The following is a 12,628-nucleotide window of genomic DNA, read 5'->3' on the forward strand; positions in this document are numbered from 1 at the left end:
GTGCCGGTGAACGAATAAGTACCAGAAGAAGTACACGGGGAGTGGAACATGGTGGACGTGGCGAAAACGGCCGGGACCTCCGAGGAGGTGAAGCCGCGCAGCGTTCGGGTCGTCCTCATGGCCCTCATGATCGCAATGTTGCTGGCCATGCTCGACAACATGATCATCGGCACCGCGATGCCCACGATCGTCGGCGAGCTCGGCGGTCTGGAGCACCTCTCCTGGGTGGTCACCGCCTACACCCTGGCCACCGCGGCCTCCACCCCGATCTGGGGCAAGATCGGCGACATGTACGGGCGGAAGGGCTCCTTCCTCACCTCGATCGTCATCTTCCTGATCGGCTCCGCGCTCAGCGGCATGGCCCAGGACATGGGCCAGCTCATCGGCTTCCGTGCGATCCAGGGCCTCGGCGCCGGTGGTCTGATGGTCGGCGTCATGGCGATCATCGGCGACCTGATCCCGCCCCGTGAGCGCGGCAAGTACCAGGGCATGATGGCCGGCGTGATGGCCCTCGCCATGATCGGCGGCCCGCTGGTCGGCGGCACCATCACCGACCACATGGGCTGGCGCTGGTCCTTCTACATCAACCTGCCCCTCGGTGCCGTCGCGCTCGCGATGGTGACGGCGGTGCTGCACCTGCCGAAGCGGACCGACCAGGCCCGCCCGAAGATCGACTACCTCGGCGCGGCGCTGCTGACGATCGCGATCACCTCCACCGTGCTCGTCACCACCTGGGGCGGTACCGAGTACGCCTGGGGCTCCGGCGAGATCATCGGCCTGATCGTCCTCGGCGTCCTGTCCATCGCCGCCTTCGTCTACGCCGAGACCAAGGCCTCCGAGCCGGTCATGCCGCTGCACATCTTCCGCAGCCGCAACTTCACCCTGATGTCCGTGATCGGCTTCCTGGTCGGCTTCGCGATGTTCGGCGGCGTGCTCTACCTCCCGCTGTTCCAGCAGTCCGTGCAGGGCGCCTCCGCCACCAACTCGGGCCTGCTCCTGCTGCCCATGCTGCTCTCGATGATGGTCGTCTCGCTGATCGCGGGCCGCATCACCACCAACAGCGGCAAGTACAAGATGTTCCCGATCATCGGCGGCGCGCTCATGGTCGTCGGCCTGTTCCTGCTCGCCACGATGGACACCGGCACCACCCGCCTGGTCTCCGGCCTCTATATGGCCGTCCTGGGCGCCGGACTCGGCTTCCTGATGCAGATCACCATGCTGGTCGCGCAGAACAGCGTCGAGATGAAGGACATGGGCGTCGCCTCCTCCTCGGCGACCCTCTTCCGTACGCTCGGCGGCTCCTTCGGCGTGGCCCTCATGGGCTCCCTGTTCACGACCCGCGTCACGGACACCATGTCCGAGCGCCTCGGCCCGCAGGCCGCGAACGCCGCCGGCTCCGCCCAGCTCGACGCCGCCAGCCTGGCCAAGCTGCCGGAGGCCGTGCGCGACGCCTACCAGCACGCGGTGGCGGCCGGTACGCACTCCGCGTTCCTGCTCGGCGCGGCCATCGCCGTACTGGGCTTCCTGGCGGCCTGGTTCGTCAAGGAGGTCCCGCTGCGGGGCGCCGGCCCGGCCTCGGCCGGCGGCGCCGAGGGCGACAAGGCTGCCCCGGCACCGCAGGAGTCGCTCGCCCACTGACGGGTGAGGACGGCACAGCGAAAGCCCGGCCCCGGTGGACCAACGGTCCACCGGGGCCGGGCTTTTGCCTCGTCACACGAGTCCCATCTGTCCCATTAGCTGGATTTTAAGGCCCAATTGGCTGGAACCTCCCCGCTGTCCTGATCGTCCTGATCCACAGGACGCTGACAAGGCGGATGGGGAGTGGACAGCATGGACAAGCAGGGCATCCGGGCCCGTGCGGCCGTCGTGGCCTCGGCCGTCGCCGTGGGGGCGACGGTGTGGGGAGTGGCGGCCTTCGTCGACTCGGGACACACGACCTCACAGCGGAACGTGTCCCGGCAGCAGGACAGCGGTGACGACGCGAAGGGTGACCGGTCGTCAGGGCGGCAGCCGGGGCTGCAACCCCGGGGGATACCCGAGTCCATAGCCCACGCGTCGGAGGGCGGCGCGAACGCGGTCAACATCACCATCGACGACGGCCCCGACCCCCGATGGACCCCGAAGGTGCTCGACGTGCTCGCGAAGTACGACGTCAAGGCGACCTTCTGCATGATCGGAACACAGGCCAAGGCCAACCCCGACGTGGTCAAGCAGGTCGTCGCGGCCGGGCACCGGCTCTGCGACCACACCATGAGCCACGACACGTCCATGGACAAGAAGCCCCTCGCCTACCAGGAGCAGCAGATCCTGGAGGCGAAGAGGCTGATCGAGGAGGCGGCGGGCGGCGGCGCGAAGGTCGACTACTACCGCGCTCCCGGCGGCGCGTTCACCCCCGACAGCCGGCGCATCGCCGCCGCGAACGGCATGCGCCCGCTCGGCTGGAACGTCGACACCAAGGACTTCGAGAAGCCCGGCACGGCCGCCATCGTCGCCGCCGTGAAGCGCGAGATCGGCAACGGCCCCACCGTGCTCTTCCACGACGGCGGCGGCAGCCGCACGCAGACCGTCGAGGCGCTCGACCAAGTGCTGGCATGGCTCAAGGAACAGGGCCGACCCACCGGCTTCCCGGTCCGCACCTCCTGAGCCACGGCCCTCCTGAGCCACGGCCCTCCTGAGCCCGGCGCCCCCGAGTCGCGGCCCGCCCGAGACACGGCTCCTGACACGCCGTCCGGCGGCGAACGGGTGAGGATCGCCGATCCGGCCCGGCCCCGGGTGTTCCCTGGTCGGGCGCGTACGCACGTACGCCCGCCCGCACGCCCGCCGAAGCCCCCTGGAGGCCCCGTGAGCATCGCCCCCGCCAAACTCTCCGACCCCGTGGTCGCCGCCTTCGTCAGGGCCGTCAACGCGCACGACAAGGAGGCCTTCCTCGCCGTCCTGACCGGCGACGCGACCATGTCCGACGACGGATCCGACCGTGACGTCGAGGACTGGACCGACAGGGAGATCTTCTCCTCCAACGGCCACATGGACGTCGAGTCCGAGGCGGACGGCGGCCGCGCCCTCGTGGTGAGCTACCGCAACGACACCTGGGGCGAGATGCGCACCGCCTGGCGGTTCACCATCGCCCCCGGTGGCGGAAAGATCAGCCGCTTCGAAACCGGCCAGGCGTAGGCCGACGGGCCGACAGGCGGCCAGGGGCCCCGGACGGGACGCTCCGCGCCCCGCGGGCTCCCGTACGGGTGAATGCGCGCCCGGCGTCGTTCCGGCCCGCCGCGGGGCCCCGTTGGACCGGGCATGAAGCGCACCCGCATCGCAGCTCTCGCCCTGGCCACCGCCGCGGCGGCCCTCGCTCCCGCCCTCGGTCAGGCGGCCACCGCCGCCGAGGGGACCTCGTACCTCCAGGACCCGTCCGATGGCGAGAAGGCCATGAAGTCGATGTGGACCAAGGACGAGATGCACAAGGTGGAGGCCCAGTTCCGCTTCCACCCGGGGATCCAGTACAAGACGGTCACCCGCCCCGGCCCCGCGGGCGCACCGGAGTACGAGCGGCAGGCCCCCGACCCCAAGACCCTCGCCTGGCAACCGGGTTACGAGTTCGCGTGGGCGGTGTCGGAGTCGACGGTGGTCAAGAAGACGCTGACGACCAAGGAGGGCAGGCACCCGATCGTCGTGCACGCCGTCCTGCGGCGCGCCGGGGACCGCGCCAAGGCGGGAGAGGTGCACCAGGAGCTGACGGGCAAGCCGGCGACGGGGCGCGAGAAGGTCGCGGGCGGCAAGCGGATCGCGTGCGACACCGGTGAGTACACGGTGGAATGGTCCGTCACGCGCAAGGGCTACGGGACGCTCACGGGTACGTTGCGCTGGGACTCCAGCTGCGAGCAGTACCGCACGGCGTTCGCCGAGGACCACGGCAAGCAGCGCTGACGGACGGGGTGTGGCCTGTCGCCCCGCGCACCTTGTGGGTGCTTCGCGGGCGACCGGGCCGCGGCCTCGGATCGAGTGCCGTCTTGCCCATCCTGCCGCACGGGGTCTGCCGCGACAGGGGGCGAAGGTCCCGGATCGAGGGGACCATCAGTGCTGCTTCTTGGCCTCGTTCGCCTTGGCCTTGATTTCCTCGAGGACGGCCTTCGGGTTGCCGTCGGGGTCGACGGCGCGTCCGATGTTGCGCTTGATGCTGTCGCTGACGGTCACCCAGGTGGGGTCGTTCACCGGGTAGAGCTGGGCGCCGCGCAGCGCGGTCAGGAACTGCGTGTCGTTCGAGTCCATGCCGTTGGCACCCCCCAGGGCGCGCGATGCGGAGGTGGTCGACGGCAGCAGGTGGTACCGGTTGGCGAACTCCGACAGGTTCTTGTCCTGGTAGACGAAGTCCAGGAACTGACCGATCGCCTTGCCGTTGCCGTTCTGCTTGAACGCCATCATCCAGTCGGCCACGCCGACCGTCGGAGGGGTCTCCCCGGCGCCGAGGGTGTCCGAGACCGGCATCGGGACGGCGTTGACCTTGATGCCCTTGGCGCGCGCTTCGTGGAGGAGCGAGGGGTAGCCGTTGAGCATGCCGACGTTGCCGTTCAGGAACTCGGCGAAGGCGTCGGCGCGGTTGAGCTTGGACGGCGGGACGGGCCCGACCAGACCGGGCGCGACCAGCTGCTCCTTCACCCAGTTCCAGGTCTTGATGTTCTGGTCGGAGTCCAGGCTGTAGTTGCCGCTGCTGTCCGCGTAGCCGCCGCCGTTGCTGAGCTCCCAGATCAGCGCCTCGGCGTGCGCCTCCTCCGGGCCCAGGGGCATCGCGTACGGGAACTTCACGCCCTTGTTCTTGAGCGCCTGCGCGTCGGCCTTGAGCTCGGGCCAGGTCTTGGGCGCCTTGATGCCGGCCTTCTCGAAGAGCGTGTCGTTGTAGAAGAGCAGGCGGCTGCTCGCCACGAAGGGCAGGCCGTAGAGGGTCGAGCCGATGGAACCGGCCTCGGCGAGGGGCTCCAGGAAGTTCGCCTCGGCGGTCACCGAGAGGAGCTCGTCCGCGGAATAGAGCTTTCCCTGCGCCGCGAAGTCGGAGTAGGAGCCCATCAGGGCCATGTCCGGCGCCTTGCCGGCCTTGACCATACGGGCGACCTCACGGTCGATGTCGGCCCACGGGCGGAGGTCCACCTTGACCTTGATACCGGGGTGGGCGGCCGTGAAATCGGTCGTCACCTTGTCCCAGAAAGCCTTGGAACTCGTGGCCGCGGTGTCGCCGTATTCGGCGGCCACCAGGTGGAGGGTGCCCTCGCCGTCCGCGGCGTCCCCGGAGTCGCCACCGCATCCGGTCAGAGAGGCCAACAGACCGAGCACGACCGCGGTGGCGGGCGCTCCGGAAATCCTTCGTCGCACGGGCGTATTCCCCTGAATTTCTTTTGGATGTCGATGCTACTTATGAGTCACTCCGGGCTGGGGTGTCCCTCCGTGGCCCGTTGGCCGGAATTCTCTCCTGAAGGGGGGTGGGTTGGTTCCATTGGGGCCTCACTTGTGTTCAATGCTCCAAGTGGGCCTTTTTCTTATTGTGTTTTCCGATATGAGATCCACAATTCGGACGCGCGTAGACATGCCGAAAAGCCCGTTTCCTGTTTCGAAACGGGCTGGAACCGGCCGGAGGCCGCGGGGAGGTGTGGCTAGTCGGCGAAGTCGCCGGCGTACGGGTCCGGCTCGCCGGTCTCCGGGTTGCGGCCCTCCTGCCAACGGCGCTGGGCCTTGCGCCAGTGCACGAAGCTGAGGTGGCCGCCGTCCCAGAAGGTGATGCTGACCGGGCTCACGTCGAACTCGTCGGAGCAGAGCCGGTACAGGAATTCGGCCATGCCGTACGGGTACACGGCGAAGGAGTCCGCGGTGTGCCGCCCGCAGACGAGGACCGGCCACCGGTCCGGGTCCGGGTCGGAGGTGAGCCAGCACAGGATGTCCGAGCCGCCGGTGACGCCCCAGGCGAGGATCGACTCCGGATCCACGTCGAAGGCGGCCCGGCCGCCCTCGTCCTCCCAGATCTGGCGGGCGTTGGCGGTCTCCTCGGTCATCTCCGCCGGGTCCCACTGGAGTCCGGGCTTGGGGAGCGGAAGCAGCACACTGGCCTCGCCGTTGATGGAGCCCGCGCCGAAGCGGCCCATGAACGCCACGAAATCGGCCGGGAACCGGGTCCCCCAAGCCGCCTCGGCCGACCGCCAGTCGATGTCCTCGTCGGCCCCGTGCGTCGCCGGCATGATCTGCTCCAGCGCCTTGATCCGCGCGTTCTCCGTCATGCCGCTCCCCTGAGACCCCAGCTCAACCGCCCCAACCTACCCCTGGTGAGGGGCCTCGCCTAGCCGCGGTCGAGACGCCCGGATACGTCCGCCTTCACCGTCGTCCCGACCCGCAGTCCCCACCCGGCCATCGCCCCGGCCTCGGCCTCCAGGACGTGCCGGGCGCGCAGCCGGGGCAGGCCGAGGCGGCCGGGGGGCATGGTGGTGACGGCGAGGACGCGGAGGTTCCGGTCGAGGTACGCGACGTCGATGGCGAACCGCATGCGGAAGGTGTGCACGCTCGCGGCGGGGGTGAGCAGGAGCGCGCCGGTGATCCCGTCCCGGCCGAGGAGGCCGCGCGTGCGGGCGCGGTAGCTCGCGGCGACCTCCAGGGGGACCGTCGCCCCGCCGATGGTGAGGGTGCCTCTGCCGTCCCGCCAGTTCGCCATGGCGGCCAGCGTAGGGCGGTGGGTGCCGCTGCGCGGGGCCTTCCCCCACCCCGCCCCTTCCCGAAACCGGGGCTTCGCCCCGGACCCCGTACGTGCGCTTCGCGCCCGTCGCCTCGAACGCCGGCGGGGCTGGATCTTTCAGCCCCGCCGGCGTTCGAGGCGCGGGGTCCGGGGCGGAGCCCCGGGGAACGGAGGAAGGGCGGGTAGGGGACGGCTCCGCGCAGCGGCACCCGCCATCACCCGGTCGGCGCTACCGTCGCCGGATGGGTGTCGTGCTGATCGTCCTCGCCGCCGCAGGCTACGGCGCCGCCGCCGGACGGCTGCTGCCGCGCGCGGCGTACCGGCTCTCCGTCGAGCCGGGAGACCCCTGGCGGGACAGCTGCCCGCAGGGCCACCGGCTGGCCGGCTGGCTCGGCCCGGCCCGCTGCCGCGCGGACGCCGACGCGCCGCGGGCGGCGGCCGGTGCGCCGCGGCCCGGCGGGCCACCGCCCGAAAGGGCCGAGGCGCACGCCTACGGACGGCGGGGCGCCCCCCTCGCCGTGCTCACCGCCGCGGTCTGCGCCGTGCTCGCGGCCGCCGTCGGGGCGCGCCCCGAGGCGGGGGTGTACGTGGGGCTCGCCCCGCTGTTCGTGCTGCTCGCCCTCGTCGACCTGGCCGTGCACCGACTGCCCGACGTACTGACCCTGCCGCTCGCCGCCGCCACCTCCGCCGGACTCGCCGCGGCCGCCCTCCTGCCCGGCGCCGCGGGCGACTGGCGGGGCGCGCTGCTCGGGGGCGGTGCGCTCGGGGCCGCGTACCTCCTGCTGTACCTGATCAACCCCGCGGGCCTGGGCTTCGGCGACGTCAAGCTGGCGCTCTCGCTGGGGGTCGCTCTTGGGTGGTACGGGTGGGGGGTATGGACCTTCGGGGCCTTCCTGGGCTTCCTCTACGGGGCCCTGTACGGCCTCCCGCAGGCCCTGAAGGGCCCCGACGCGCGGAAGCGCGCCTTCGCCTTCGGCCCCTTCATGGCCGCCGGAGCACTCACCGGAGTGCTGCTGGGCGGTTTCGGAGCGTAATCGTGTCGCCGCAATGCACGCATCACGCTTTACGAAGGGTTATGGTGGAACCCCCCCCTCGGGCCGGTCCGTATCCCCCCCACGGACCGGCCCGTTTTTCGTTCTCCGGGCCGATCGAGCAAACCCGCAGGTCAGCCGCGCTGGGCCCAGATGTTCGTGCCGGGCGTGGACACCGCGAAGGAGTCGATCTCCTTCAGTTCGGCCTCAGAGAGCCGGTCTCCGGCCAGCGCCGCCACGTTTTCCTCCAGCTGCTTCACGCTCGACGCGCCGATCAGGGCCGAGGTCATGCGCTCGTCGCGCAGCACCCACGTCAGCGCCAGCTGGGCCAGCGACTGCCCGCGCCGCGCGGCGATCTCGTTCAGTCCGTTGAGGCGCCGTACGACGTCCTCGGACAGCAGCGCCGGGTTCAGGGACTTGCCCTGGGTCGCCCGCGAGCCCTCGGGGATCTCCTTCAGGTACTTGCCCGTCAGCAGCCCCTGCGCGAGCGGCGCGAAGGAGATGCAGCCCATGCCGGCCTCCTCCAGGGTGTCGAGCAGGCCGTCCTCCTCCGTCCAGCGGTTGATCATGGAGTACGAGGGCTGGTGGATCAGCGGGCGCACGCCCATGTCGCGCAGGATCCGCGCCGCCTCGGCCGTCTGCTCCGCCGTGTAGGAGGAGACGCCGACGTACAGCGCCTTGCCCTGCCGGACCGCGGACGCGAGGGCGCCCATGGTCTCCTCCAGCGGGGTCTCCGGGTCGAAGCGGTGCGAGTAGAAGACGTCGACGTAGTCCACGCCCATCCGCTTCAGCGAGGCGTCGAGCGAGCTCAGCAGGTACTTGCGGCTGCCCCACTCCCCGTACGGCCCCGGGTGCATGAGGTAGCCGGCCTTGGTGGAGAGGATCAGCTCGTCGCGGAAGGGCGCGAAGTCCTGCGCGAAGATCTTGCCGAAGTTCAGCTCGGCCGAGCCGGGGGGCGGGCCGTAGTTGTTCGCCAGGTCGAAGTGGGTGATCCCGAGGTCGAAGGCACGGCGGAGGATCGCCCGCTGGGACGCCAGGGACCTGTCGTCGCCGAAGTTGTGCCAGAGGCCCAGGGAGACGGCCGGGAGCTTGAGGCCGCTGCGGCCGGTGCGCCGGTACTCCATGGAGTCGTAGCGCGAGGGTTCTGCCCGATAGGGATTGGTATCAGTCACGTTGTCCTCCCTATCACGGAGTTGTGACAGACCGAGTTGGGTACCCCCTCCCGGCGCGCAGTAATGTGGCCGCCTCGGGGGTGGGACCGCACCGCAATCGCTCGGGGGCATTGCACGGAGGGGCTGGAAGATCGTGAAGCTGCGCGACCTGGTGTACAGGCTCTACGCACGCCGGGTGGAAGGCCGCATCGACCATGACGCGGCGCCCAAGCACATCGGCGTCATCCTGGACGGGAACCGGCGCTGGGCGAAGGCGTCCGGAGGCACGACGGAGCAGGGCCACCAGGCCGGGGCCGACAAGATCTCCGAGATGCTGGGCTGGTGCACCGAGACGGACGTCGAGGTCGTCACCCTGTGGATGCTCTCCACGGACAACCTGGACCGGCCCGAGGTCGAGCTCCGCCCGCTGCTCAACATCATCGAGAACACCGTACGGGGCCTCGCCGCGGACGGCCGCTGGCGCGTCCACCACGTCGGCAACCTCGACATCCTGCCCTCGCAGACGCAGACCGTCCTGAAGGAGGCCGAGCAGGCCACGCAGGACATCGACGGGATACTCGTCAACGTCGCCGTGGGCTACGGCGGCCGCCAGGAGATCGCCGACGCGGTCCGCTCGCTGCTGCTGGAGCACGCGCAGAAGGGCACCTCCTTCGAGGAGCTCGCCGAGATCCTGGACATCGACCACATCGCCGAGCACCTCTACACGCGCGGCCAGCCCGACCCGGACCTGGTGATCCGCACCAGCGGCGAGCAGCGCCTGTCCGGATTCATGCTCTGGCAGAGCGCGCACTCCGAGTACTACTTCTGCGAGGTCTTCTGGCCGGCCTTCCGCAAGGTCGACTTCCTCCGCGCGCTGCGCGACTACGCGGCCCGCCACCGGCGCTACGGCACCTGAGCCCCCTCCGCCGCCCCTCGCTCCACCCGGCCCCCCGGGGCGCCTGACGGCGCCTCGGGCCCCGGCACGTCCTCCCCTCCCACCCTTAACCAGGGATTCACCGAGCGTCCGTCATATGCCAAGGCATGGCCTGGCCTGATCGGGGAATATCCCTTTCAGGTCGATGCCCGATCCACGGGTGTCGAGTCTCAGCGGACGGCATGGGGTCGTCCGCCCGGGAGGCCCTTTGCACCAGGACGCACGTGCGGTTCGCACGGACGGAGTGGGAGGGCCGGAAATCGGCCCCGGCATGGGTGCCGATGACCGGTCCGGTCTTCATGGCCCGACCTCTTCCGAGGGGGTACGTCCTTCCGTGGTGACCAGCACAAAGCGCCGCCTGCCCGACAGGCGGACCTACGTCCTCGACACCAGCGTCCTGCTGGCAGACCCCAACGCGATCTCCCGTTTCGACGAGCACGAGGTCGTGCTCCCGATCGTGGTGATCACCGAGCTGGAGGCCAAGCGGCACCATCCCGAACTCGGCTACTTCGCGCGCCAGGCCCTGCGCCTGCTCGACGACTTCCGGGTTCGCTACGGTCGCCTCGACGCCCCCATCCCGTTGGGTGATCTGGGCGGCACCCTGCGCGTCGAGCTCAACCACTCCGACCCGGGTGTCCTGCCCGCCGGCTTCAGGCTGGGGGACAACGATTCGCGCATCCTCGCGGTCGCCCGCAACCTCCAGGCCGAGGGCTACGACGTCACGGTCGTCTCGAAGGATCTCCCGCTGCGCATCAAGGCCTCTTCGGTGGGCCTGCTCGCGGAGGAGTACCGCGCCGAGCTCGCGATCACCGACGCGGGCTGGACGGGTATGAGCGAGCTCGCCCTCTCCGGGGAGCAGATCGACCTCCTCTACTCCGAGGACCGGCTCTACGTGCCGGAGGCCGCCGAAATGCCCGTGCACACGGGACTGGTCCTGCAGTCCGAGCGCGGCAAGGCGCTCGGCCGGGTCACGGCCGACGGCAACGTCAAGCTCGTACGGGGTGACCGCGAGGCCTTCGGGCTGCACGGCCGCAGCGCCGAGCAGCGCATCGCGCTCGATCTCCTCCTCGACCCGGAGATCGGCATCATCTCCATGGGCGGCCGGGCCGGCACAGGAAAGTCGGCGCTGGCTCTGTGCGCGGGCCTGGAGGCGGTGCTGGAGCGCAGGCAGCACCAGAAGGTGATGGTCTTCCGGCCGCTGTACGCGGTGGGCGGTCAGGACCTCGGCTATCTGCCCGGGGACGCCAACGAGAAGATGAGCCCCTGGGCGCAGGCGGTCTTCGACACCCTCTCGGCGGTCGCCGGCAAAGAGGTCATCGAGGAGGTGTTGAACCGCGGGATGCTGGAGGTCCTGCCGCTCACGCACATCCGCGGCCGTTCGCTCCACGACGCGTTCGTCATCGTGGACGAGGCCCAGTCGCTGGAACGGAACGTCCTGCTGACCGTTCTGTCCCGGATCGGGGCGAATTCGCGGGTCGTTCTCACCCACGACGTGGCCCAGCGGGACAACCTCAGGGTCGGCCGGTACGACGGAGTCGTCGCCGTGGTCGAGAAACTGAAGGGGCATCCGCTCTTCGCGCACGTCACGCTGACCCGATCCGAGCGGTCCCCGATCGCGGCGCTCGTCACCGAGATGCTCGAATCGCTGTAAGGAGCACGGAGGAGGTCGAGGGATCCGCGAGGGGCGCAGAGGGGTAAAACGCCCATAGCGGGAAAGAGAGTTGGCGCCGCCCGGCAAAGGCCCGAGAGCCTAGCCGGGCGGCGTCGTGCTGCACAGGCCTTTGGACGAATCAGCGGCAACGAGCCAGGTGTGACCTTTCCCACGCAACGGAGAATTGCCTTGCGGCGTGGCGTTCCGGCAGAGTCTGGTTTCCGTCAGGCCCCGCATACGGCACACCTGTACCTCCCGTGAGGTACGCGCAGCACCACAACTCCACAGTCGATTGCCGTATGCCGCCCGGAGTTTCAAGCGCAGCCCCCGCGAGGGAGCTGCCCACGGGCCAGCGCCTCCAGTGACCCAAGAACCACGGAGGCCAGAGTCGAGGGCAATATTGCGCCCGCGCGGTCACTGCGGACGCTGCTGGAAGGACACCGTGTGAGCCGGATCTCGGTCCGGGGGTTCGCAGTGGCTTCGGCCACCGCGGTCACCACCGTCGGAGCAGTCGTGGGCGTTGCCGCCGGCGACCCCTCGAACGACCTCGAAACGACAGCGTCCGGCGCGACTCTCCTCACCGACATCCCGGTCGGCGACCAGGCATCGGTCCAGAGCGGGTCCCTGACCCAGCAGGCCGACACCATCGCCCACGCCGCCGACGCCGACGCCAAGCGCTCGGCGGAGGAGGCGGCCCGCGTGCAGGCCGCCGAGGACGCCAAGTCCAAGAAGGCCGCCGCGGAGAAGGAGAAGGCGGACGCCGAGGCCAAGGCCAAGGCGGACCGCGAGGCGAAGGACGTGGCCAGCCGCTCCGCCGCCCGCGACGCCGGCGACTTCGCCCTGCAGAGCTCGTACACGGTCGCCCAGGTCAAGGACATCGCCCGGCAGATGGTCCCGGCCGGCCAGTTCCAGTGCTTCTCGAACATCATCAACGAGGAATCCACCTGGAACTACAAGGCCGTGAACTCGTCTTCGGGCGCGTACGGTCTGGTCCAGGCGCTCCCCGGCTCGAAGATGGCCTCGGCCGGCGCCGACTGGCGCACCAACCCCGCGACGCAGATCAAGTGGGGCCTGAACTACATGAACAGCCGGTACGGCAGCGCGTGCAGCGCCTGGAGCTTCCACCAGGCCAACGGCTGGTATTAGGCCGCGAGG

At 70.0% G+C, this 12,628-nt stretch carries 12 protein-coding genes; 8 read left to right on the plus strand and 4 right to left on the minus strand.

The window, feature by feature from the left end:
- Positions 1-48 precede the first annotated feature (48 nt).
- From ACFYYJ_RS31110 to ACFYYJ_RS31125, 4 genes are all read left to right on the plus strand, one after another.
- Complete coding sequence (locus ACFYYJ_RS31110; RefSeq protein WP_385361856.1) at positions 49-1,638, plus strand: MDR family MFS transporter; 1,590 nt, start codon at positions 49-51, stop codon at positions 1,636-1,638.
- A 192-nt stretch (positions 1,639-1,830) separates the two neighbouring features.
- Entirely contained in the window at positions 1,831-2,643 is an 813-nt protein-coding gene (locus ACFYYJ_RS31115; protein WP_389137403.1) for a polysaccharide deacetylase family protein, read from the plus strand.
- A gap of 198 nt (positions 2,644-2,841) precedes the next feature.
- Positions 2,842-3,171 (plus strand): nuclear transport factor 2 family protein, encoded by a 330-nt coding sequence (locus ACFYYJ_RS31120; RefSeq protein ID WP_385127347.1) that lies wholly within the window; start codon positions 2,842-2,844, stop codon positions 3,169-3,171.
- A gap of 123 nt (positions 3,172-3,294) precedes the next feature.
- Positions 3,295-3,924, plus strand: a complete 630-nt coding sequence (locus ACFYYJ_RS31125) for a hypothetical protein (RefSeq protein WP_385127345.1) — start codon at positions 3,295-3,297, stop codon at positions 3,922-3,924.
- A gap of 147 nt (positions 3,925-4,071) precedes the next feature.
- Here ACFYYJ_RS31125 and ACFYYJ_RS31130 read toward each other — a convergent pair whose 3' ends face one another.
- The 3 genes from ACFYYJ_RS31130 to ACFYYJ_RS31140 form a co-directional block, all read right to left on the minus strand.
- Positions 4,072-5,361, minus strand: coding sequence for an ABC transporter substrate-binding protein (locus ACFYYJ_RS31130; protein WP_385366690.1), 1,290 nt, complete (start codon positions 5,359-5,361; stop codon positions 4,072-4,074).
- Between the two features lie 278 nt (positions 5,362-5,639).
- Entirely contained in the window at positions 5,640-6,257 is a 618-nt protein-coding gene (locus ACFYYJ_RS31135; protein WP_385127342.1) for an SMI1/KNR4 family protein, read from the minus strand.
- A 59-nt stretch (positions 6,258-6,316) separates the two neighbouring features.
- Positions 6,317-6,685, minus strand: coding sequence for a DUF192 domain-containing protein (locus tag ACFYYJ_RS31140; protein WP_385366689.1), 369 nt, complete (start codon positions 6,683-6,685; stop codon positions 6,317-6,319).
- A 263-nt stretch (positions 6,686-6,948) separates the two neighbouring features.
- On the opposite strand from ACFYYJ_RS31140, the gene ACFYYJ_RS31145 reads away from it, so the two are divergent.
- Positions 6,949-7,740 carry a prepilin peptidase gene (locus ACFYYJ_RS31145; RefSeq protein ID WP_385132728.1) on the plus strand — a complete coding sequence of 264 codons (792 nt, stop codon included), beginning with the start codon at positions 6,949-6,951 and terminating at the stop codon, positions 7,738-7,740.
- Between the two features lie 131 nt (positions 7,741-7,871).
- Here ACFYYJ_RS31145 and mgrA read toward each other — a convergent pair whose 3' ends face one another.
- Positions 7,872-8,909: an L-glyceraldehyde 3-phosphate reductase gene (gene mgrA, locus ACFYYJ_RS31150; RefSeq protein WP_385132725.1), complete on the minus strand. Its 1,038-nt coding sequence runs from the start codon at positions 8,907-8,909 to the stop codon at positions 7,872-7,874.
- Between the two features lie 133 nt (positions 8,910-9,042).
- Between mgrA and ACFYYJ_RS31155 the strand changes: the two genes are divergently transcribed.
- From ACFYYJ_RS31155 to ACFYYJ_RS31165, 3 genes are all read left to right on the plus strand, one after another.
- Entirely contained in the window at positions 9,043-9,804 is a 762-nt protein-coding gene (locus ACFYYJ_RS31155) for an isoprenyl transferase (protein WP_384743164.1), read from the plus strand.
- Between the two features lie 352 nt (positions 9,805-10,156).
- On the plus strand, positions 10,157-11,473 hold the full coding sequence (locus ACFYYJ_RS31160; protein ID WP_385132722.1) for a PhoH family protein: 1,317 nt from the start codon (positions 10,157-10,159) through the stop codon (positions 11,471-11,473).
- A 444-nt stretch (positions 11,474-11,917) separates the two neighbouring features.
- Positions 11,918-12,619: a transglycosylase SLT domain-containing protein gene (locus ACFYYJ_RS31165; protein WP_384595878.1), complete on the plus strand. Its 702-nt coding sequence runs from the start codon at positions 11,918-11,920 to the stop codon at positions 12,617-12,619.
- The last annotated feature ends 9 nt before the right edge of the window (positions 12,620-12,628 follow it).

It is taken from the genome of Streptomyces sp. NPDC002467 (assembly GCF_042889825.1).
GTDB lineage: Bacteria > Actinomycetota > Actinomycetes > Streptomycetales > Streptomycetaceae > Streptomyces.

Excerpts from the sequence above, each read along its gene's own strand:
- ACFYYJ_RS31140 (WP_385366689.1), bottom strand. The coding sequence starts at position 6,685 with ATGGCGAACTGGCGGGACGGCAGAGGCACCCTCACCATCGGCGGGGCG.
- ACFYYJ_RS31125 (WP_385127345.1), top strand. The coding sequence starts at position 3,295 with ATGAAGCGCACCCGCATCGCAGCTCTCGCCCTGGCCACCGCCGCGGCG.
- ACFYYJ_RS31145 (WP_385132728.1), top strand. The coding sequence starts at position 6,949 with ATGGGTGTCGTGCTGATCGTCCTCGCCGCCGCAGGCTACGGCGCCGCC.
- ACFYYJ_RS31110 (WP_385361856.1), top strand. The coding sequence starts at position 49 with ATGGTGGACGTGGCGAAAACGGCCGGGACCTCCGAGGAGGTGAAGCCG.
- ACFYYJ_RS31115 (WP_389137403.1), top strand. The coding sequence starts at position 1,831 with ATGGACAAGCAGGGCATCCGGGCCCGTGCGGCCGTCGTGGCCTCGGCC.
- ACFYYJ_RS31135 (WP_385127342.1), bottom strand. The coding sequence starts at position 6,257 with ATGACGGAGAACGCGCGGATCAAGGCGCTGGAGCAGATCATGCCGGCG.